Raw genomic sequence first — 20,820 nt, 5'->3', positions numbered from 1 at the left:
TGCCGCCGGTCGCGGGGTGGGCGTTGGTACCGTGCTCGTGTGTTCGTGAAGATCTGCGGCATCACGAACGAGGAGGATGCGCTGCTGGCGGTGGCCATGGGCGCCGACGCCCTCGGCTTCGTGTTCGCGCCCTCCCCCAGGCAGATCGCGCCGGCGGCGGCCCGTGACATCGTGCGACGCCTGCCGCACGAGGTGCTCACGGTGGGCGTGTTCCGCGACCAGTCCGCCCAGCAGGTGGTGGAGACGGTCAACCAGATCGGGTTGCGTGGCGCCCAGCTCCACGGGCACGAGTCACCCGCGGAGGCCGAGTGGGTCCGCCGGCGGGTGCCGTTCGTCATCAAGGCCTTCGCCGCCGGTGACCGCATGTTCGACCGCATGGACGACTACGAGGTGGACGCGCTCCTGGTCGACTCGGCCGATCCGGGCTCCGGCAAGGTCTTCGACTGGTCCGTCGCCGAGCACCTGCCGTTGCACAAGCGCATCATCGTGGCTGGTGGCCTGACCCCCGACAACGTGGCGGAGGCCATCAGCCGGTTCAACCCGTGGGGTGTCGACGTGGCCAGCGGGGTCGAGTCCTCGCCGGGCCACAAGGACGCGCTGGCCGTGATGCGGTTCGTCAACGCTGCCAAGGGGTCCGAGGACGACGGCCCGGAGCCGGTGATCGACATCGGTGCGGGTCACGAGGTCCAGCCCTACGACTGGGAAGAGGACACCTTCACCGGTTGAGTCCGGACGCGGCGTCGTCGCACCTCGCCGGCTGGTGGAGGGATACGTTCCGGCTACCGCGGCGGGAGCGGGCCGCGTAGCCTCGGCCCTCATGCCTCTCGGTCCACCCGACGCCTCCGGCCGGTTCGGCGAGTTCGGCGGGCGCTTCGTCCCCGAGACCCTGGTTCCGGCCTGCGAGGAGCTCGACCAGGCGTTCCGATCGGCGTGGGCCGACGTGTCCTTTCGGACTGAGCTCGACACACTGCTGCGCGACTACGCGGGCCGGCCTTCGCCCTTGACCGAGTGCGAGCGGCTCTCCGCGGAGCTGGGGGTGCGCGTGCTCCTCAAGCGGGAAGACCTCAACCACACCGGCTCCCACAAGATCAACAACGTGCTCGGCCAGGCACTGCTGGCCCGGCGGATGGGCAAGACCCGTCTGGTGGCCGAGACCGGTGCCGGCCAGCACGGCGTGGCCACCGCGACCGCGGCGGCGCTGCTCGGCATGGCGTGCACGGTGTACATGGGCGAGGTCGACATGCAGCGCCAGGCGCTCAACGTGTTCCGGATGCGCCTGCTCGGCGCCGAGGTGGTCCCCGCGGTGTCCGGCAGCCGCACCCTGAAGGATGCGGTGAACGATGCGATGCGCGACTGGGTGGCTACCGTCGAGACGACGCACTACTGCCTGGGCTCGGTGATGGGCCCGCATCCCTACCCGTGGATGGTGCGAGAGCTGCACCGGGTCATCGGTGACGAGGCGAGAGCGCAGGCCCGCCAGGTGCTCGACGGCGCGGACCCCGACGTGGTCACCGCGTGTGTCGGTGGTGGGTCCAACGCCATCGGGATCTTCTCCGGCTTCGTGGACACCGATGCCGAGCTGGTGGGCGTGGAGCCCGCCGGTGGAGCGGCCGTCGGCCGGGGTGTGCCCGGAGTGGTCCACGGCATGAAGTCGTACCTGCTGCAGGACGAGTGGGGGCAGGTGCTCGAAGCACAGTCGATATCGGCCGGTCTCGACTACCCCGGGGTCGGGCCCGAGCACTCCCACCTGGCGGCCATCGGCCGAGCCCGTTACGAGCAGGTCACCGACGCGGAGGTGATTGACGCGTTCCAGATGCTGTCGCGAACCGAGGGCATCATCCCCGCGTTGGAGCCGGCGCACGCGCTGGCCTGGGTCAGTCGTGACCGTGGACAGCTCGCGGGTCGCACGGTGCTGGTGAACCTCTCCGGTCGGGGTGACAAGGACGTCGCCCAGATGATGGACATCCTGGGATGACGGCCGTGCCGGTCGGCAAGCTCGAAGCCGTCCTTCGAGAGCGCCGCAGCGCGGGTCGCAAGCTCCTCGTCCCCTACGTCACGGGCGGGCTGGTACCGGAGTGGCCCGATGTCGTGCGGGCGGTCGCCGACGCCGGAGCGGACGCGATCGAGATCGGGGTGCCCTTCTCGGACCCGGTGATGGACGGCCCGGTGATCCAGGCGGCCAGCGAACGGGCCCTCCGGCGGGGCACGACCCCTGCGTCCGTGCTCGACACCCTGCGCGACGTGGACGCCGGGGTGCCGCTGGCGGTGATGACCTACTACAACATCTGCTTCCGCATGGGTCACGAGCGCTTTGCCAGCTCGCTCGTCGACGCCGGTGTGGCGGCTGCGATCCTCCCCGACCTGCCGCTCGAGGAGGTCGGTCCGTGGGCGGCCGCGGCCGACGAGGCCGGGGTCGAGACGGTGATGCTCGCGGCCCCCACCGCTCCCGACGAGCGCCTGCCCCGCATCTGCGAGCGAGCCCGGGGGTTCGTGTACGCGGTGGGCCTGCTTGGGGTGACCGGCGAACGCAACGCGCTGGCGTCGAGCGCACTGGTCATCGCCCGCCGCCTGAAGGCCGTCACCGACACGCCGGTGCTGGTCGGGGTGGGCGTCTCCGACGCCTCGCAGGCCGTCGAGGCCTGCCAGGAGGCCGACGGGGTGGTGATCGGCTCGGCCCTGGTGCGCCGCCTGCTGGACGGGGAGGGTGCGAGCGGGGCGCACGGGTTCATGGCCGGCATTCGCCGGGCACTCGACGCCGGTTGACCCCTGTGCGTGGGTCATCGCTGACCCCTATGGTGGTGGGCCATGGGGGATGGGGTCCGGAGGCTCTCCGCCTTCCCGCGTGGCGAGCTGATCGAGGAGCCGCTCTTCACGGCCCGCATCAGCGAGCTCGGGCTCCTCGAGCGCCTCGGCCCGCCCACCCAGGCGAGCGAACCCATGGCGGAAGACCCGTGCTTCTACTGGGATCTGGTCTGGCCGTGCGGTCTCGTGATGGGCATCGAGCTGCACCAGCTCGATGAACGGCTGGCCGTGCGCCTCGGTGGGGACGAGATCGGGCACGCCCGCCGCCACTTGGCGGTGGAGCTGTCTGAGGTCGAGCTGCTCCGAGACACAGACCCCGCCCGCTACCGCGAGCTCGTGGGCGACCCGGCGCCCGCAGCCTGGGAGGTCTGGAGCGACGATGGGCGGGGGCGGCCCACCCGCCTGCACGCCGGCTTGACCTCGGCGGATGCGCACTGCCTCATCGAGGAGCTGAGCCGGTCCGGGCAGCGCACCAGGTACTGGGCCCGGTGCACCGAGCCGGCAAGCGAGTGAGACGGGCGACCTACGCCCTCCCGATGCCCTCGAGCTGGGCGAGGATCCGCAGCATCACCTCGTCCGCGCCACCCCCGATGGACAGCAGCCGGCTATCGCGGAAGTAACGCGCCGTCCAGGTCTCTTCCATGTAGCCGATGCCGCCGTGGAACTGGATGCAGGTGTCGGCCACCTGCCGCTGCAGCCGGCCAGCCTTGAGCTTGGCGATCGAGGCCATCCTGGTGATCGTGAGCTGGTCGGCGCCGTCGACGATGGCCTGCGCGCACGCATAGTTGTAGTGGCGCAGCAGGTCGACCTCGGCGAGCAGCTCTGCCAGCTTGAACTGGATCCACTGGTTGTCCGCGAGGGAGCGACCGAACGCCTGGCGTTCGCGCACGTAGGCAATGGTCCGTTCGAGCGCCAGGCCGAGGTTGCCGACGGCCATGTACGACGCGATGAGCCGCTCGTTCTGGAACTGCGCCATCTGCTGCTGGAAGCCCCGGCCGATCGTCCCGATCGTGTGGTCGACCGGGACCCGCACGTCCACGAAGCTCAGCTCGGCGGTGTCGGAGGAGCGCTGCCCGAGCTTGTCGAGTCTGCGGCTGACCGAGACCCCCTCGGTCGAGGTGGGCACGATGATCTGGCTCATGCCCCGATGGCCGCCCTCGTCCGAGGTCCGAGCGAGCAGGCAGAGCCAATCGGCCTGCGTGCCGTTCGTGATGTAGAGCTTCGTCCCGTTGATCAACCACTCGTCCCCGTCACGCACGGCCCTGGTGCGCAAGCCGGCCACGTCGCTGCCCGCGTCGGGCTCGGTCACCGCGATCGCCGCCACCATCTCTCCCCGGATGGCCGGCGCCAAGAAGCGACGCTTGAGCTCCTCGCTACCGAACCGGTGCAGCGCCGGGGTCGCCATGTCGGTCTGGACGCTCACCGCCATGGCTACCCCGCCGGTCTCGCAGCGTCCCATCTCCTCGCCGTACACCACGGTGAACAGGTGGTCGGCGCCCTGGCCGCCGTAGGCGGGGTCGTACTCCAGGCCGAGGATCCCGAGCGCACCGAGCTTCGGGAACAGATCGTGGGCGGGGAAGGAGCCCGCCCGTTCCCAGTCGTCGGCGTGGGGGTTGATCTCCCGCTCGACGACGTCGCGCACCGTCTGGCGGAACATCTCGTGCTCGTCGGTGAAGGCGACCATGCGGCTCGCATCCTCTCGTTCTGGTGACCTGACCCCGCCGAGGCGGCGGGGTCAGCGGGCCTCGCTGGGCAGCAGCTCGATGGGGATGTCGAGCAGCTTGGCCCGCAGGTACTCGCCGAGCCCCTTCGCCTGGGGATCGGTACGGGTCGAGGCGGCGACCCCGCGTCCCAGCAGACCTCGGATCACGAAGTTCAGCGCATACAGGTTCGGCAGCTCGGCCCGCTCGACTTCCAGCCCGTCGGTCTCGGCGGGCATCAGCTCCCGCAGCGCGTCGACGGTCAACGTGCGGGTCAACCAGGGCCATGCGTCGGGGTGGCGAGCCCAGACACCGATGTTGGCGTTGCCGCCCTTGTCTCCCGAGCGCGCACCGGCGACCAACCCGAGTGGCGCGCGCACCGTCTCGCCGCTCAGTGTCAGCGGTGGCGGTGCGAGCCCGGAATCGCCGTCCAGCACCGGCGGCGGGCTCGCTGGTCGGTGGTCCGGGCGGACCGGGTCGATCCTGATCCGCTCGCCCTCCACGACCACCTCGTGTCGGGGTAGGTCGGCGGGCACCAGCGCGGGCCAGTAGACGCCGAAGCTGGTGGCCTCCGACGGCGGGCTGGTGGTGAACAGACCGGGGTAACTGGCCAGCACCATCTCGATCACCTTGTTGGAGAAGGCGCGGCCCACCTTCGCCGGGTCGCGGTCGATGACGGTGATCCGGAGCTGGGCGAGCGCGTCCTCGTTGGTTCGCGGGTCGGGCCGGTCGGTGCGCACCAGCCGCACGTCGACGGCGTCGAAGGACGCCTTGCCGCCGGGGATGAGCGACCAGAGGGTGCGCTCCGCGACGGCGGCCTTCTCCTCGATGTCGAGGCCGGTCAGCACGAAGGTCATGGTGTTGCGGTGACCGCCGAGGTAGTTGATCGCCACCTTGGTGTGGGCCGGCGCGGGCAGCCCGCGCACCCCTGAGATACGCACCCGGTCCGGGCCCTCCTGCTCCAGCCTGATGGTGTCGAAGCGCGTCACCACGTCGGGGTTGTCGTAGAGGACCCCCTGGATCTCGTAGAGGAGCTGGGCGGTGACCGTGCCCACCGACACCAGCCCACCGGTGCCGGGGTGCTTGGTGATGACGCTGGAGCCGTCCCGGTGGACCTCCGCGATGGGGAAGCCGCAGCGTTCGATGCCCGGCACCTCCTGGAAGAACGCGTAGTTCCCACCGGTGCACTGCGCGCCGCACTCGATGACGTGCCCGGCCACCACGGCGCCGGCCAAGGGGTCCCAGTCCGTGCGGGACCAGCCGAAGTGCGCGGCGGCGGGCCCGACGACGAGGGCCGCGTCGGTGACCCGGCCGGTCACCACCACGTCGGCACCTCTGGTCAAGGCCTCGGCGATGCCGAACCCACCGAGGTAGGCGTTGGCGGTGATGGGCTCGGCCCCGACCTCGTCGAGGGTCTCGCCCGTGTCGAGGTTGGCGAGGTCGATGCCTGCGGCTCGCAGCTCGCCGAGCCGTCCCATGAGGTCGTCACCTTCGACGTAGGCCACCTTGGGCGCCAGCCCCAGCCGGGCTGCGAGCTGCTCGACCGCGCCCGCGCAGCCGGCCGGGTTGAGGCCACCGGCGTTGGTGACCACCCGAATACCGCGGTCGAGGCAGGTGCCGAGCACCTCCTCGAGCTGGGTGAGGAAGGTCCCGGCGAAGCCCCGGTCCGGGTCCTTGAGTCGGTCCTTGGCCAGGATGAGCATCGTGAGCTCCGCCAGCCAGTCACCCGTGAGCACGTCGATCGGGCCGCCGTCGACCATCTCTCGGGCAGCGGAGAGGCGATCGCCGTAGAAGCCGCTGCAGTTGGCGACCCGGAGCGGCTCCCGGGGCGGGGCATCGGATCCTGCGGTCATGGCTGCTCCTCCACTCGCACCAGGAGCTGGTGGGCATCGACGTTGGCTCCCTCGCCCACCAGGATCTCGGCCACCCGCCCATCGGCTGCCGCGGCGATGCGGTGCTCCACCTTCATGGCCTCGAGGACCACCAGCGTCTGGCCGGCGGTCACCCTCGAGCCGACCTCCACCTCCACCCGCACCACCCGACCGGGGACGGGAGCGGTGGGACCGGAGGCGGCCGAGGCGGCGCGCCGCTCGGGGAACCGGGAGAGCTCGCGCAGCTCCGTCTGGCCGGCCGCGGAGTTGACCCAGATCCGGGCGCCCACCTGGTTGACGGCACAGGAGACCATCACCGCACCGATCTCCAGCCGAGCTCGGTCCGGGCTGATCTCGAGGAGCCGCCCCTCGAGGGTCTCGTCGCCGACCGTGGCGGCGAAGGACCCGTCGGCACCCACCCGGTAGGTGACCTCGAGGGTGGCCCCGCCGGTGTCGAACGCCACCACCTCATGGTGGTCGCGGTCGACGTTGCGCCAGCCCCCGGGGGCGTGCCGCCAGTGCTCGTCCGCCAGCCGCCTCCGGTGGCGCCCGACCAGGGCGGCGGCGATGGCGTGAGCGGTGCGCACCGACTGCCCGGGTGACGCATCGAGCAGCAACGGGTGATCCTCGACGTAGGAGATCGGGGTCCGCCCGGCGCGGAAGTCGGCGTCCTCGAGCACCGCCACGAGGTGGTCGCGGTTGGTCTCCACCCCGTGGATCTGCATGGTGGTCAACGCCCGCACCAGCCGGCCGATCGCCTCGTCGCGGGTCGTGCCGTGCGCGATCACCTTTGCCAGCAGGGGGTCGTAGAACGTGCTGATCTCGCTCCCGTCGTCGACGCCGGCATCGCAGCGGACCAGCTCATCCGGACAGCGGAAGCGATGGAGGGTCCCGAAGGCGGGCAGCCAGCCCGCTCCCGGCCGCTCGGCGTACAGCCGGGCCTCGATGGCGTGCCCCTCGGCGGCGGCGTCCGACAGATCGCGGACCACCGGTTCACCCTCGGCCACCCGGAGCTGGAGGGCGACCAGGTCGACGCCGGTGACCTCCTCGGTGACGGGGTGCTCGACCTGGAGGCGGGTGTTCATCTCCAGGAAGAAGAACTCGCCGGTGTCGGGGTCCACGAGCAGCTCGACGGTGCCCACGCTGTCGTAGCCGATGGCCCGGGCCAGCGCGCACGCGGCCTCCCCCAGGCGTCGGCGCAGGGCCGGGTCGACCGCGGGGGAGGGTGCCTCCTCGATGAGCTTCTGGTGCCGGCGCTGGATCGAGCACTCGCGTTCACCCAGGTGGGTGATGTGGCCGTGGCGATCGGCGACCACCTGCACCTCGATGTGCCGCGGGCCGACCAGCCACCGCTCCGCGAACACCCGCGGGTCGGCGAACGAGGCCTGTGCTTCCCGGCGGGCCGTCGCCACCGCGCCGGCCAGCCCGTCCTGGGTCTCGACCAGCCGCATGCCTTTGCCCCCTCCGCCGGCGGCCGCCTTGACCAGCAGCGGGTAGCCGACCGCCGCGGCCTGCTCGTGGAGCACGAACGGGGTGTCGCCGGTGAGCGCGGCGCTCGGAAGCGTGGGGACCCCGACGCCGGCAGCCACCCGCTTGGCCTCCAGCTTGTCTCCCATCAGCCGGATGGCCTCGACGTGGGGGCCGACCCAGGTGAGGCCGGCCGCCTCGACCGCGGCCGCGGCCGGCGCGCTCTCGGCCAGGAACCCGTAGCCGGGGTGCACCGCGCCGGCGCCGGTGCGCTCGGCCGCGGCCACGATCTTGCGGACGTCCAGGTAGGACTCGGCGGCCGAGGAGCCTCCGAGGGGGACGGCCACGTCGGCGGCACGGACGTGGAGGGCGTCGCGGTCCGGCTCGGCGTACACGGCCACGGTGCGCATGCCCAGGCGCCGGGCGGCGCGGATGATGCGCACGGCGATCTCGCCCCGGTTGGCGATCAGCAGGGTGTCGATGCGGCTCATCTCACATCCGGAACACGCCGAAGGCCTCCGCGCCCTGCACGGGAGCGGAGTGGGTGACGGACAGGGCGATGCCCAGGACGGTGCGGGTGTCGCGGGGGTCGATGATGCCGTCGTCCCACAGGCGACCCGTGGCGAACAGGGCGGTCGACTCCCGCTCGATCTGGTCTTCGATCGCCGCCCGCATCGTGCGGTCGGCGTCCTCGTCGTAGTCCCGCCCGGCCCGAGTGGCCGCGGCCCGCTGGACGATCGACATCACCCCCGCGAGCTGCTTCGGGCCCATCACCGCGCTGCGGTGGTTGGGCCAGCTGAACACGAACCGGGGGTCGTACGCCCGGCCGGACATCCCGTAGTTGCCGGCGCCGTAGGAGGCCCCGATCATCAGGGTGAGGTGGGGGACCCGGGAGTTGGAGACCGCGTTGATGAGCATCGAGCCGTGCTTGATGATCCCGCCTCGCTCGTAGCGGGTGCCCACCATGAACCCGGTGACGTTCTGCACGAACAGCAGCGGGGTGTCGCTGCGGTTGCACAGCTGGATGAACTGCGCACCCTTCTGCGATTCCTCGGAGAACAAGATCCCGTTGTTGGCCAGGATGCCGATGGGGTAGCCCCACAGCTCGGCCCAGCCACACACGAGCTGGCTCCCGTAGAGCGGTTTGAACTCGTCGAAGTTGCTGTCGTCGACCACCCGCCAGAGCACCTCCCGGGCGTCGAAGGGGATCCGCACGTCGGCCGGCGCGACCCCCAGCAGCTCCTCGGGGTCCAGGCGCGGCGGCGCGCCCGGACCCCTCGGTGGGGGACCAGCCTTCCGCCAGCCCAACCGTCGAACGATCGTGCGGCCCAGGCGGAGGGCGTCGTGCTCGTTCGCGGCCAGGAAGTCGGCGAGGCCGGAGACCCGGGCGTGCATCTCGGCGCCGCCGAGCTGCTCCTCGTCGGCGTCCTCGTCGATGGCCATCTTCACCAGGGGAGGGCCGCCCAGGAACACCTTGGCGCCCCCCTCCACGAACACCGTGTAGTCGCTCATGCCCGGCACGTAGGCCCCACCGGCCGTCGACGAGCCGAACACCAGGGTGACGGTCGGGATGCCGGCGGCCGACAGGCGGGTGAGGTTCTTGAAGGTGGCGCCGCCCGGGACGAACACGTCGGCCTGCTTGGGGAGGTCGGCGCCACCGGACTCGGTCAGGTTGACCACCGGCAGGCGGTTGCGGAGCGCGATCTCCTGAGCCCGCAGGGACTTGGCGATGGTCGTGGGGGAGGAGGTGCCTCCCTTCACCGTCGGGTCGTTGGCGCTGATCACACACTCGACCCCGGCGATCTGCCCGATGCCGGTGACCATCGCCCCGCCGAGCGGGTCGTCGGTGCCCCAGCCGGCCAGCGCGGAGAGCTCCAGGAACGGGCTGTCGCGGTCCACGAGCAGGTCGATGCGCTCTCGCACGAGCAACTTGCCCCGTTGGCGGTGGCGCCGGACGTAGCGATCGCCGCCGCCGGCGAGCACCCGGGCCTCGGCGGCGCGTACCTCGTCGAGCAGGGCCATCATCGCCTCCCGGTTGGCGCGGAACGCCTCCGACCGCGGGTCGATCGTGGTCGGTGGTGAGGCCCCCATCGGCCGGCACGCTACCGTGCGCGCCCGTGAGCGAGGAGTTCGTCGCCGGGAGCCTGTACGAGCGGGTGGGGGGCCGAGCCTGGTTCGAGGCGCTGGTGGAGCGGTTCTACGGCGGGGTGGCGACCGATCCGGTCCTGCGTCCGCTCTACCCCGAGGACCTGCGGGAGTCACGGGAGCACCTGGCGGCATTCCTGGTCCAGTACTGGGGCGGTCCCGCCACCTACAGCCAGCAGCGGGGCCACCCGCGACTGCGCATGCGCCACGCGCCCTTCGCCATCGGCCCGGTGGAGGCGGCCGCGTGGTACCTGCACATGGAGTCGGCGGTGCGCGACGGTGGGCTCGATCCCGACGACGAGGCGCTGGTGCTCGACTACTTCCGGCGAGCGGCCCGCCACCTGATCAACCACGCCGGGTGAGCCCTCCGAGCCGCGAACGGCGGAAATCCACCGTTCGCGGCTCGGAGTTGGTCATGCTGGTCTCCGGGTGGGGCCCGTGAAGCGGACTCGAACAGCCCGGTTCCACCCCTGCCGGCGCCGCCGGCGGTGCCGGGCCATGAGGAGGATCATCATGACCAAAGCGGAGTTGGTCGCCCAGATCGCCGAGCGAACCGGCGTCTCCAAGAGCGACGTCGAGAAGACCCTGAAGGGGTTCGAGGAGGTCGTGCAGCAGGTCGTCGCCAAGGGTGGCGAGAAGCTTTCGTTGCCCGGATTCCTGTCCTTCGAGCAGGTGCAGCGCGCCGCTCGGACCGGCCGGAACCCCCAGACCGGCGAGACCATCAACGTCCCTGCCAGCAAGGCCGTGAAGGTCAGCGCGGGCGCGACCCTGAAGAAGGTGGCAAAGGGGGAGGTGCCCGCCCCGGCCTGACAGCGCAGGATCGTCCGCCTGTGGGGAGCCCACCGGGCGCTCCCCACAGGCGCCTGCGGGGCGCGCATCTCGGGTCGATGACGCCCGGGCGCTAGGTTCGGGCCATGAGCACGCATCTCGCACCCGGGGACAAGGCCCCTGCCTTCACGCTGGTCGACCAGCACGGCAACAAGGTCAAGCTGTCGGACTTCAAGGGACGCAAGGTCCTCGTGTACTTCTACCCGAAGGCCGACACCCCGGGATGCACGGCCCAGTCGTGCGGCCTGCGGGACGTCGCCGGTGACATCGGCGACACCGCTATCGTCGGCATCAGCCCCGACGAGCCGGCGCGCCAGAAGAAGTTCGACGAGAAGTACTCGCTGGGGTTCCCGCTGCTCGCCGACACCGACCACGCAGTGGCCGAGCGCTACGGCGTGTGGGGCGAGAAGAGCATGTACGGCAAGAAGTATCTCGGGATCATCCGCTCGGCGTTCCTGATCGACGAGTCGGGTCGGATCGCCGAGGCCTGGTACAAGATCAGTCCCAAGGACACGCCCGTGCGGCTGACCCAGGCGCTCGCGGCCGGGTGATGGCCACCCACCCGGCCCCGATCGACGTCCTGCCTCACCGGCCTCCATTCCTGTTCCTGGACGAGGTGGTCTCCCTGGAGCCGGGTGTCCGCGCCGCGGGGAGCTGGCGCCTCACCGGCGAGGAGTGGTTCTTCGCCGGCCACTTCCCGGGGCGACCGACGCTGCCCGGCGTGTTGATGGTGGAGGCCATCGCCCAGCTGGGGGCCTACGCGGTGCTGGCCGGCGACGATCACACCGGCAAGCTCCCGCTGTTCGGTGGGGTCGACGGGGTGCGCTTCCGGCGCCAGGCCACGCCCGGCGAGGTGCTGGAGCTGGAGGTGGAGCTCGGCCGGATGTCCGCCCGGGCGGGCAAGGGCCACGGGCGGGCATCGGTCGGCGGGGCTACGGCGTGTGAGGCGGACCTGCTCTTCGTGCTCGTCGACGCCTGAGACGGCCCACCAGGCTACCGTGCCAGCGTGCGCGCCGTCTCCACGATCTCGACCCCCATCGGCCCGCTGACCCTCGAGGCCACCGATTCAGGCCTGCGCTCGGTCACCTTCGGCGGTGGTCGGGGTGGCCGGAACGGGTCGCCCACCGCCGCTCACCAGCTCGCCCTCGCCGAGCGCGAGCTGCAGGAGTACTTCGCGGGGGAGCGCAGCTCCTTCACCGTGCCGCTGGATTGGCCGGCCATGACCGGCTTCCGCCGGGCCGTGCTCACCGAGCTGGTCTCGGTGCCCTACGGCGAGGTGGTCACCTACGGTGAGCTGGCCTCGCGGGCCGGCCGTCCCGGCGCCGCTCGGGCGGTGGGATCGGCGATGGCCACCAACCCGCTGGCCGTCGTGGTTCCCTGCCACCGGGTCATCCGGAGCGGGGGCGTGCTCGGCAACTACGGGGACGACCCGCGCAAGAAGGTCTGGCTGCTGAGCCTTGAGGGCTACCTGTCGGGGCGAAGCCCGAGCGATCAGCCCTGAGGGCGATCAGGCGGCCCGAACACCAGGCAGCCGTTGTGGCCGCCGAAGCCGAAGCTGTTCGACAAGGTCGGTCCGGGCTGCCACGGGCGGGGCTCGCCGTGGACGACGTCGATGGGGGGCAGCTCCGGGTCGGGGTGCTCGTAGCCGGCGGTGGGCGGTAGCAGCCCCTTCACCATCGACAGGACCACCGAGACGGCCTCCAGCGCACCTGCCGCCCCGAGCGAGTGACCGGTGACGCCCTTGATGGAGGTGATCGGCGGGCCCGGGGTGCCGAATAGCTTGGCGATGGCCTCGGCCTCGGCCGCGTCGTTCAGCGGGGTGGAGGTGCCGTGGGCGTTCACGTGGCGGACGTCGGACGGATCGACCCCGGCATCCTCCAAGGCCAGCTGCATGCAGGCGATGGCGCCGCTCCCGTCCGGGGAGGGCGCCGTGATGTGATGGGCGTCCGCGGTGCTGGCGCTGCCGAGCACCTCCGCCAGGATGGTGGCGCCCCGGCGTTGCGCTGACTCCCATTCCTCGAGCACGAGCACCGCGCCGCCCTCGGCCATCACGAACCCGTCCCGGTCGCGGTCGAAGGGGCGTGACACGCCGGAGCTCGACAGCGCCGTCATGTTCGTGAACCCGGCGATGCCGGTGGCGGTCATCGCCGCTTCACTGCTGCCGGCGATCACCGCGTCGCAGCGCCCGCTGCTGATGAGGCGGGCGCCGTTCGCGATCGAGTGGGTCCCGGCAGCGCACGCGGTGACCGTGGTCTCGCACGGGCCCTGCCAGCCATAGCGCATCGAGATGGCCGCGGCTGCGGCGTTCGCCATCATCATCGGCACGAGGAACGGGGACACCCGCCGCGCGCCCTTCTCATGACGGACGACCACCTGGTCCTCCACCGTGATGAGCCCCCCGACGCCGGTGCCGACCCAGACTCCTCGCCGGAGGGGCGCAGCCTCGGGCTGGCCGGACTGTTCGAGCGCTTCTGCTGCGGCGGCCAGCGCGAACTGGGTGAACCGGTCGGTGCGCCGAGCCTCCTTGGGGTTGTCGAAGTACCGGGCGGGGTCGAAGTCGTACACCCGGCGCTCGCCTTCCGGCGGCGGGCCGAGCAGGCCGGCCCAGAAGGCCTCGGCGCCGATACCGCACGGCGAGACGACCCCGACGCCGGTGACCGCGACGCGGCGGCGGTCCCGTGCCGGCGAGGCCTCCATCAGCGCTTCGACTGGACGAGCTCGAGTGCCTGGCCGACGGTCTCGATCCCGTCCAGCTCCGACTCGTCGACGCTGATGTCGAACTCCTCCTCGAGGGCCATCACCAGCTCGACCAGGTCCAGGCTGTCGGCGTCGAGGTCGTCGCCGAAGCGGGCGTCGGGCGTGATCTGGTCCTCCTCGACGGCCAGCACCTCGACGGCGCACTTCTTGAAGCGGTCGAACGTGTCGTCACTCACGGTTCCCTGATCTCCGTTTCTGGTTGGCTGCGCTCCGTCGGGGATCGACGGAGGTGATGGTAGGCGGTTGGCTCGACGGGAGCCGAGGGGTCACCACGGCCCCATGGCCAGGCCGCCGTCGACGGGGAGCACGGCACCGGTGATGTACCCCGCGTCGTCGGACGCGAGGAACCGGATCGCCGCCGCCACCTCGCCGGGATCGCCCAGGCGACCGAGCGGCACGGCTGCCGCGATGGCTTCGCGGCGGTCGTCACCGACGGCGGCCAGCATGTCGGTGGTGATCGGGCCGGGGGCCACCACGTTCACGGTGACGTGGCGCGAGGCGAACTCGCGCGCCAGCGACCGCGCCAGCCCCACGAGACCGGCCTTCGACGCCGCATAGTTGGCCTGGCCTGCCTGGCCGGTGGTGCCGACGACCGAGCCGACCAGGACCACCCGACCCCAGCGGGCCCGCATCATCTTCTGGAGGGCCCGCTTGGCTACCCGGAAGGTGCCGGTCAGGTTCGTGTCGAGCACCCGGGCGAAGTCGTCGTCGGACATGCGCAGCACGAGCATGTCGACGGTGATGCCCGCGTTGGCCACGAGCACCTCCACCGGGCCGAGCTCCGCCTCCACCCGGGCGAAGGTCTCCTCCACCTCGGCGGGCTGGGTGATGTCGCACGGCAGGCACAGCAGGCCTGCGGTCTGCGTCTCGTCCGGTGGGGTCGAGCGGTAGGTGATCGCCACGCTCGCTCCGCTCTCGGCGAACGCTCGCGCCGTCGCCAGCCCGATGCCCCGTGCTCCTCCGGTCACCAGCACCACCCGGTTCACGTGTCGGCCTCCCAGCGGATCACGGCACTCGCCCAGCTCATCCCGGCACCGAACCCTACGAGCAGCACGAGGTCGCCGCGGTGCAGCCGTCCCCGGTCGATCGCATCAACCAACGCCAGGGGGATCGACGCCGAGGAGGTGTTGCCGGTGGCGTGGAGCACGGTCGCCGTTCGCTCCATCGGGATGCCGAGCCGCTGGCAGGCCGCGTCGATGATGCGGATGTTGGCCTGGTGGGGCACCGCGAGCGCGACGTCGGTGGCCCGAACGCCTGCTCGCTGCAGGGATCGCAGCGCAGAGTCCACCGTGGCCCGCACCGCTCGGCGGAACACCTCGCGCCCATCCATCTGCAGGTAGCCGCCGATGTCGGCGTAGAGCAGGTCCCGGGCCGACCCGTCCGATCCGAGGTCCCAACCCAGGAGCTGACCGGCGCCCGCGGTCGCCTCCAGCACCACCGCCCCGGCCCCGTCGGCGAAGAGGATCGCCGTGTTGCGGTCACTCCAGTCGGTGACCCTGCTCAGGGTCTCGCTGCCGATGAGCAGCACCCGGCGGGCACCGAGGGCGATCAGGCCGTGGGCGTGCACCAGGCCGTAGACGAAGCCGGAGCAGGCCGCGTTCAGGTCCGACGCGCCCCCCTTGATGCCGAGGGCGTGCTGCACGTCGGAGGCGGTGGAGGGGATCATCCGATCCGGCGTGGTGGTGGCGAGCAGGACCTGGTCGATGTCGGAACCGTGCAGCCCCGCTCGCTCCAGTGCCCGGGCGCCCGCGGCCACGGCGAGCCCGGCGGTCGTGCCGCCCACCCGCCGCTCCTTGATGCCGGTCCGCTCGGTGATCCACTCGTCGGAGGTGTCGAGGGTGGCCTCGAGATCGGCGTTGGTGACGACCCGGTCGGGCAGGGCGGTGCCCCAACCGACGATCACGGCGCCCGCCATCAGCTCGTACGCAACCAGGCGATGGGCTGGCTGGCCGTGACCCGCTCCCCGTCTACGGCGAGCACCCCCATCACCACGCCGGAGAACGGTGAGCGCACCTCGTGGTCACCGACCGTGCCGAGCACATCGCCCGGTTCCAGGCGCAGCCCCGGGTCGAGGCCTCCGGCGGGGGAGAACAGCCCCGCAGCCGGGCTCACCACCAGCCGCTCCGTGGCGAACAGGTGCTCGCCCTCGTGGGCGCCGACGGCGCCGGCCGGCGGCGCGGCGAGGGCCTCCAAGAGCCGGTCGAGATCAGCGGGCGTCGATACCGACAGCACCCGAGCGCCGCTGACCGTGCGCTTGGCGAGGCCGGTGAGCACGGTGCCGGGACCGACTTCCACGTAGGTGCCGAAGCCGTCGTCGTGGAGGCGGTGCAGGGTCTGGCGCCAGCGCACCGGGCTGCACAGCTGCGCGCCGAGCAGCCCCAGCCATTCACGGGCGTCGGTGTGGGGGGCGGCGTCGACGTTCGCGTAGGTGGGCAGCTCCGGGTCCCGTACGTCGGTCGCGGCCAGCGCCTTGCGCAGGCGCTCGCGAGCCGGGGCCATGAACGGGGTGTGGAAGGCGCCGCTCACCGGCACGGGCAGCACCTTCTTGGCTCCCGCCTCCTTCGCCAGCGCGGCCAGGTCGTCGATCGCCTCGGGGCTACCGGCGACGACCACCTGGCCGGGCGCGTTGTAGTTCGCCACCCACACGTCACCGTCCACCCGAGCGCAGGCCACCTCGACGGCGTCGTCATCGAGGCCGAGGACCGCGGCCATCCCGCCGGCCCGCTCGCGGCCCGCGGCCTGCATGGCCTCGCCTCGCTCGGCGACGAGGGTGGCGCCCTCCTCGAAGGCGAGCGCGCCGGCGGCGACCAGCGCGGTGTACTCGCCCAGGCTGTGACCGGCCACGGCTGCGGGCTCGACGCCGAGGCGCTCGATCGCGTCGAGCACCACGAGGCTCAACACGAAGGTGGCCGCCTGGGCGTTACGGGTCTCGGTGAGCTCGTCGGCCGGTGCCTCGAGCAGCAGGTGCTCGATGTCACGGCCGACGGCGGCGCTCGCCTCGCCGACGAGCTCCCAGGACGGGTGCCCGACCCACGGCGCTCCCATCCCGGGCTTCTGTGAGCCCTGGCCGGGGAAGGTGAACACGATCATGCAAGGGCCCCTCTCCGCGGACGACCGCCCTGAGACTCCCCGAGTGAGCGTGGGGTTTCAGTGGCGTCCGTCTCAGGCGCCGCTCAGGACTCCGGAACGTGCTCCTCGTGCTGGTCGTATATGGCGCGGAACTGGCGTGCGCTGGCGTCGATCGCCCGCTGGCGGTACACGAGCAGGCCGCCGAGCAGCCCGGCCAGGCCGGCGAGCACGAGCATCCGTCGACGGGGTCGGCGGGCGGGACGGCGTCGGTCCATGGTGCGGCGGGTGGGATTCGAACCCACAAGCCCTTGCGGGCAGCAGGGTTTGAGCCTGCCCTGTATGCCGGTTCCAGCACCGCCGCAGGATGGTTCACGCTAGCAGCGGGGGGCGCCGGGCCGCCCTGCGCCGGCCGCCGGGAGAGGTGGTCCTAGACTTTTCGACGTGACCCGCTCGTTGGTGGAACGGCGCCTGGCAGAGCTGTCGGAGCAGCTCAAGCGGCTCCGTCGCGACCTCGCCGTCGCGGAGGAGCAGCTGGCGCACTTTGTCGACGAAGCCGAGGAGGCCAGGCTCCGGTCCCTCGTCTCGGAGACCCCGCTCGCCGAGCGCGAACACCGGGAGGCCCAGCGGCACGCGGAGGCCATGAGCCGGCACCGGGCGGAGCTCCTGGCGTCGATCGAGCGGCTGGAAGGCACCCAGGACGAGCTGCTCGACAAGCTCATCGCCACCGACGGGAATCGTTGAGCGGCCGCCACCGGCTCAGCCAGTACGATGCGCCCACTCACGGACCGCGACAGGGGAAAGGGAACGCCGGTGCCGACCCGCGTCGTCATCGCCGAGGACGAGGCCATCATCCGGCTCGACCTGAAGGAAACCCTCGAGGAGGAGGGCTACGAGGTCGTCGGCGAGACGGGTCGTGGTGACGAGGCCGTCGAGCTGGTCAAGCAGCACGAGCCGGACATCGCGATCCTCGACATCAAGATGCCGGGCCTCGACGGGCTCTCCGCCGCCCGGGAGATCGCCGGCGAACGGCGGGCGGCCGTGCTGATCCTCACCGCGTTCAGCCAGCGGGACCTCATCGAGCAGGCCCGTGACGCAGGCGCCCTCGCCTACCTGGTCAAGCCGTTCCAGCGCAGCGAACTCATCCCGGCCATCGAGGTGGCGATCGGTCGGTTCAACGAGATCAAGGCGCTCCATGACCAGGCACAGACCCTCGAGGGCCAGCTCGAGACGCGCAAAGTGGTGGACCGGGCCAAGGGCCGTCTGATGGACCGGTACGCGCTCTCCGAGTCCGACGCGTTCTCGTTCATCCAGAAGACGGCGATGCAGGAACGGATGACGATGAAGGCGATCGCCGAGAAGGTCATCGCCGGGGAGCTCGCCCCTCCGACCTCGCACTGAGGCGGCCTAGGCTGACCGGAGATGTCGACGGTCATGCTCATCGACGGCAACTCCCTCACCTACCGCGCGTTCTTCGCCCTTCCCACGGACCTGGCGACCGCTTCGGGCCAGGTCACCAACGCGGTGTACGGGTTCACCTCGATGCTGATCAACCTCATGAGGGACCACCGGCCGGACCGGGTGGCGGTGGCCTTCGATCGGCCCGAGCCGACGTTCCGCCACGAGGTCGTCGAGACGTACAAGGCGAACCGGGAGGCGGCGCCGGACATCCTACGACAGCAGATCGGCCTGGTGCGTGAGGTGGTCGAGAAGCTCGGGATCGCGATCCTGGAGGTGTCCGGCTACGAGGCCGACGACATCATCGCCACGCTCGCCACCCGTGCCCGCGACGCGGGTCACGACGTGCTGATCGTCACCGGCGACCGCGACACCTACCAGCTCGTCGAGGATCCTCACGTACGGGTGCTCTACAACCGGAAAGGGGTCTCGGACTACGCGCTCTACGACGAAGCCGGCATCGAGTCACGCACCGGCGTGCCTCCGTCGAAGTACGTGCTCTACGCGGCATTGCGCGGCGATCCGTCGGACAACCTCCCCGGTGTTCCGGGAGTGGGGGAGAAGACGGCCGCCAAGCTGGTCAACACCTACGGCGACCTCGACGGGATCTTCTCGCATCTCGATGAGTTGTCGCCGAAGCTGCGATCCAGCCTGGCCGAGCACGAAGCGCAGGTTCGCCGCAACGCGGAGGTCATGAAGCTGGTGTGCGACGTGGACCTCGACGTCGACCTGGACGAGCTGGATCTCGGCGTCGTCGATCTCGATGAGGTCCGCAAGCTCTTCGAGTTCCTCGAGTTCCGGTCCCTCTTCGACCGGCTGGTCGAGGCGCTGGGGGAGCGGGCCATCGGGGGGACGGGCGCGAGAGGCGGAGGCGTGCTCGAGGCGGAGGTCCGGCTGCTCGAGGACCGCGCCGGGGCGCTGGACCTGCTGGCCTCGATGCGAGCGGAGGCGGGGGTCCTCGCCGTGGCGCCGGCATGGGCCGGTATCGAGGGGCGATCGCCCCTCGAAGGCATCGCCTTCGTGACCGATGCCGCTGCCGCCGAGGTCGCCTGGCTGCCGGCGACGCTGCTGGCCGAGCCTTCGGTCACGGATGCGCTGGCGACCTTCAGCGGTCGGGGCGGCCGGCCGCTCGCCACCCATGACGCCAAGGCGATGATGAGGGGGCTCGCTCCCTACGGAGTCGACGTGCGCTCGCTGGCGCTCGACACCATGATCGCCGCGTACCTGATCGACCCCGCCGAGTCGCGGTATCCGCTGGCGGAGGTGCTCGAAAGGTTCACCGGTATGAGGCTGCCGGCGGGCGCCGGGTCGGCCGAGGGACAGCTGGACTTCGGCGACGGGGGGGTGCCGGCCTGGCTCGACGCGGGGAGGCGGGCCCTTGCGCTGGCGTTCCTGGTCGACCCGCTGGCATCGACGCTCGACGCCCTCGGCCTGCGGGCGCTCAACGACGAAGTCGAGACGCCCCTGGTCCGGGTGCTCGCCAAGATGGAGATCGCGGGCATCGGGGTCGACGTCGACGAGCTGCGACGGCTCAGCGACTCCCTGGTCGACGATTGCGAGCGGCTGCGCAGGCAGGTGTGGGCCGACGCCGGCCACGAGTTCAACGTGAACTCCACGCCGCAGCTCCGGCAGGTGCTGTTCGAGGAGCTCGGCCTCACGCCGCAGAAGAAGACCAAGACCGGCTATTCGACCGACGCGGCGTCCCTCGAGAAGCTGCTCGGTGAGCACCCCATCATCGAGCACCTGCTGCAGTACCGCGAAGTGGAGAAGCTGCGCTCCACCTACGGCGAGGGCCTTCTCGCCGAGGTGGCACCCGACGGGCGCATCCACGCCACGTTCAACCAGACCGTGGCCCGGACCGGGCGGTTGAGCTCTGACGCGCCGAACCTGCACAACATCCCGGTCCGCAGCGAGATCGGCCGGGCGTTCCGCAAGGCCTTCGTGCCCGCGCCGGGCTACGAGTTCACCATCGCCGACTACAACCAGATCGAGCTGCGCTGCATCGCCCACCTCGCCGAGGATCCGGGCCTGATCGCGGCATTCGAGTCCGGGGAGGACATCCACACCGCCACCGCGGCCCGGGTGTTCGGCGTGGACCCGAAGGCGGTGACCCTCGACCAGCGGTCGAAGGCCAAGATGGTCTCGTACGGGCTGGCCTACGGGATGGAGGCCTACGGGCTCGGGCAGCGGCTCGGCATCTCCACCTCCGAGGCGCAGGAGATCCTCGACGCCTACTTCGAGGCCTTCCCCGCCGTGCGGGCGTACATGGAGCGCACGGTGGCCGAAGCCCGCGAGCGCGGCTACACCGAGACCCTGTTCGGTCGGAGGCGGCAGATCCCGGAGCTGAGCTCGAGCAACGTCCGGATCCGCCAGGCAGGTGAGCGGCAGGCGATGAACGCTGGGATCCAAGGGCTGGCCGCCGACATCTTCAAGGTCGCGCTCGTCCGGCTCGACGCCGCCCTCGAGGAGCAGCGGCTCGATGCCCGCCTGGTCCTCCAGGTCCACGACGAGGTGCTGGTGGAGAGCCGCCCGGCGGAGCGGGAGTCCGTCACGGCCGCGGTGCTCGACGCGATGTGTGGTGCGTTCGACCTCCGGGTGCCACTCGAGGTGAACTTGACCCACGGCGCGACCTGGGCCGACGCCAAGGGATGAGCACCCGAGGCCACGGTCAGGCGTACGATGCGCGCCACGAGAGTGGATCGGGCGATCCCCAGCGCACCGGGGGG

22 protein-coding genes and 1 tRNA gene are annotated in these 20,820 nt (G+C 71.3%); 12 read left to right on the top strand and 11 right to left on the bottom strand.

The window, feature by feature from the left end:
- The first annotated feature begins 39 nt into the window (after positions 1–39).
- The 4 genes from HZF19_RS06465 to HZF19_RS06450 all read left to right on the top strand — a co-directional run bounded on the left by HZF19_RS06465 (position 40) and on the right by HZF19_RS06450 (position 3,315).
- The gene (locus HZF19_RS06465; RefSeq protein WP_208027941.1) at positions 40–726 is read left to right on the top strand and encodes a phosphoribosylanthranilate isomerase; all 687 of its coding nucleotides are present in this window, start codon (positions 40–42) and stop codon (positions 724–726) included.
- Between the two features lie 91 nt (positions 727–817).
- Positions 818–1,975 (top strand): tryptophan synthase subunit beta, encoded by a 1,158-nt coding sequence (gene trpB, locus HZF19_RS06460; protein WP_208027940.1) that lies wholly within the window; start codon positions 818–820, stop codon positions 1,973–1,975.
- Positions 1,972–2,763, top strand: a complete 792-nt coding sequence (trpA, locus tag HZF19_RS06455; protein WP_208027939.1) for a tryptophan synthase subunit alpha — start codon at positions 1,972–1,974, stop codon at positions 2,761–2,763. The genes trpB and trpA overlap by 4 nt, the downstream gene beginning before the upstream one ends.
- Before the next feature lie 42 nt (positions 2,764–2,805).
- Positions 2,806–3,315 (top strand): hypothetical protein, encoded by a 510-nt coding sequence (locus HZF19_RS06450; RefSeq protein ID WP_208027938.1) that lies wholly within the window; start codon positions 2,806–2,808, stop codon positions 3,313–3,315.
- A gap of 10 nt (positions 3,316–3,325) precedes the next feature.
- Here the strand turns inward: HZF19_RS06450 and HZF19_RS06445 are convergent, their stop codons facing one another.
- From HZF19_RS06445 to HZF19_RS06430, 4 genes are read right to left on the bottom strand one after another with little or no spacing between them, the layout of a single operon-like run.
- Positions 3,326–4,486 carry an acyl-CoA dehydrogenase family protein gene (locus tag HZF19_RS06445; protein ID WP_208027937.1) on the bottom strand — a complete coding sequence of 387 codons (1,161 nt, stop codon included), beginning with the start codon at positions 4,484–4,486 and terminating at the stop codon, positions 3,326–3,328.
- Between the two features lie 51 nt (positions 4,487–4,537).
- Positions 4,538–6,355, bottom strand: a complete 1,818-nt coding sequence (locus HZF19_RS06440; RefSeq protein WP_208027936.1) for an acyclic terpene utilization AtuA family protein — start codon at positions 6,353–6,355, stop codon at positions 4,538–4,540.
- Positions 6,352–8,331 carry an acetyl/propionyl/methylcrotonyl-CoA carboxylase subunit alpha gene (locus HZF19_RS06435; RefSeq protein ID WP_208027935.1) on the bottom strand — a complete coding sequence of 660 codons (1,980 nt, stop codon included), beginning with the start codon at positions 8,329–8,331 and terminating at the stop codon, positions 6,352–6,354. Before HZF19_RS06435 ends, HZF19_RS06440 begins: the two co-directional genes overlap by 4 nt.
- A 1-nt stretch (position 8,332) precedes the next feature.
- Complete coding sequence (locus HZF19_RS06430; protein WP_208027934.1) at positions 8,333–9,931, bottom strand: acyl-CoA carboxylase subunit beta; 1,599 nt, start codon at positions 9,929–9,931, stop codon at positions 8,333–8,335.
- Positions 9,932–9,957: 26 nt separating this feature from the next.
- On the opposite strand from HZF19_RS06430, the gene HZF19_RS06425 reads away from it, so the two are divergent.
- The 5 genes from HZF19_RS06425 to HZF19_RS17080 all read left to right on the top strand — a co-directional run bounded on the left by HZF19_RS06425 (position 9,958) and on the right by HZF19_RS17080 (position 12,314).
- Positions 9,958–10,347, top strand: coding sequence for a globin domain-containing protein (locus HZF19_RS06425; RefSeq protein ID WP_208027933.1), 390 nt, complete (start codon positions 9,958–9,960; stop codon positions 10,345–10,347).
- Between the two features lie 151 nt (positions 10,348–10,498).
- On the top strand, positions 10,499–10,795 hold the full coding sequence (locus tag HZF19_RS06420; protein ID WP_208027932.1) for an HU family DNA-binding protein: 297 nt from the start codon (positions 10,499–10,501) through the stop codon (positions 10,793–10,795).
- A gap of 104 nt (positions 10,796–10,899) precedes the next feature.
- Entirely contained in the window at positions 10,900–11,364 is a 465-nt protein-coding gene (gene bcp / locus HZF19_RS06415) for a thioredoxin-dependent thiol peroxidase (protein WP_208027931.1), read from the top strand.
- Positions 11,364–11,792: a 3-hydroxyacyl-ACP dehydratase FabZ gene (gene fabZ, locus HZF19_RS06410; protein WP_208027930.1), complete on the top strand. Its 429-nt coding sequence runs from the start codon at positions 11,364–11,366 to the stop codon at positions 11,790–11,792. The genes bcp and fabZ overlap by 1 nt, the downstream gene beginning before the upstream one ends.
- A gap of 27 nt (positions 11,793–11,819) precedes the next feature.
- Positions 11,820–12,314 (top strand): methylated-DNA--[protein]-cysteine S-methyltransferase, encoded by a 495-nt coding sequence (locus HZF19_RS17080; protein WP_208027929.1) that lies wholly within the window; start codon positions 11,820–11,822, stop codon positions 12,312–12,314.
- On the opposite strand, the gene HZF19_RS06400 is transcribed toward HZF19_RS17080, so the two are convergent.
- From HZF19_RS06400 to HZF19_RS06370, 7 genes are all read right to left on the bottom strand, one after another.
- Positions 12,305–13,510, bottom strand: a complete 1,206-nt coding sequence (locus HZF19_RS06400; protein ID WP_208027928.1) for a beta-ketoacyl-[acyl-carrier-protein] synthase family protein — start codon at positions 13,508–13,510, stop codon at positions 12,305–12,307. The genes HZF19_RS17080 and HZF19_RS06400 overlap by 10 nt on opposite strands.
- On the bottom strand, positions 13,510–13,746 hold the full coding sequence (acpP, locus tag HZF19_RS06395; RefSeq protein WP_208027927.1) for an acyl carrier protein: 237 nt from the start codon (positions 13,744–13,746) through the stop codon (positions 13,510–13,512). The genes HZF19_RS06400 and acpP overlap by 1 nt, the downstream gene beginning before the upstream one ends.
- Positions 13,747–13,836: 90 nt before the next feature.
- Positions 13,837–14,556 carry a 3-oxoacyl-ACP reductase FabG gene (gene fabG, locus HZF19_RS06390; RefSeq protein ID WP_208027926.1) on the bottom strand — a complete coding sequence of 240 codons (720 nt, stop codon included), beginning with the start codon at positions 14,554–14,556 and terminating at the stop codon, positions 13,837–13,839.
- Positions 14,553–15,485: a beta-ketoacyl-ACP synthase III gene (locus HZF19_RS06385; RefSeq protein WP_208027925.1), complete on the bottom strand. Its 933-nt coding sequence runs from the start codon at positions 15,483–15,485 to the stop codon at positions 14,553–14,555. The genes fabG and HZF19_RS06385 overlap by 4 nt, the downstream gene beginning before the upstream one ends.
- Positions 15,485–16,660: an ACP S-malonyltransferase gene (gene fabD, locus HZF19_RS06380; protein WP_208027924.1), complete on the bottom strand. Its 1,176-nt coding sequence runs from the start codon at positions 16,658–16,660 to the stop codon at positions 15,485–15,487. The genes HZF19_RS06385 and fabD overlap by 1 nt, the downstream gene beginning before the upstream one ends.
- Positions 16,661–16,743: 83 nt before the next feature.
- A complete protein-coding gene (locus HZF19_RS06375; RefSeq protein ID WP_208027923.1) occupies positions 16,744–16,914 on the bottom strand; it encodes a hypothetical protein in 171 nt (56 codons plus the stop codon).
- A tRNA-Leu gene (locus HZF19_RS06370) sits at positions 16,914–17,000 on the bottom strand. Before HZF19_RS06370 ends, HZF19_RS06375 begins: the two co-directional genes overlap by 1 nt.
- Positions 17,001–17,080: 80 nt before the next feature.
- On the opposite strand from HZF19_RS06370, the gene HZF19_RS06365 reads away from it, so the two are divergent.
- Genes HZF19_RS06365 through polA form a run of 3 tightly spaced genes read left to right on the top strand, consistent with a single transcriptional unit; the run spans position 17,081 to position 20,746 of the window.
- The gene (locus tag HZF19_RS06365; protein WP_208027922.1) at positions 17,081–17,380 is read left to right on the top strand and encodes a hypothetical protein; all 300 of its coding nucleotides are present in this window, start codon (positions 17,081–17,083) and stop codon (positions 17,378–17,380) included.
- Between the two features lie 27 nt (positions 17,381–17,407).
- Positions 17,408–18,037 carry an ANTAR domain-containing response regulator gene (locus HZF19_RS06360; protein ID WP_208027921.1) on the top strand — a complete coding sequence of 210 codons (630 nt, stop codon included), beginning with the start codon at positions 17,408–17,410 and terminating at the stop codon, positions 18,035–18,037.
- A 21-nt stretch (positions 18,038–18,058) separates the two neighbouring features.
- Positions 18,059–20,746, top strand: coding sequence for a DNA polymerase I (gene polA, locus HZF19_RS06355; protein ID WP_208027920.1), 2,688 nt, complete (start codon positions 18,059–18,061; stop codon positions 20,744–20,746).
- Positions 20,747–20,820: the final 74 nt, after the last annotated feature.

The sequence above is a fragment of the Rhabdothermincola sediminis genome (genome assembly GCF_014805525.1).
Lineage (GTDB): Bacteria > Actinomycetota > Acidimicrobiia > Acidimicrobiales > Acidimicrobilacustridaceae > Rhabdothermincola > Rhabdothermincola sediminis.
Note: the sequence above shows the minus strand (reverse complement) of the source record. Positions and strands in the feature narration are given on the sequence as shown.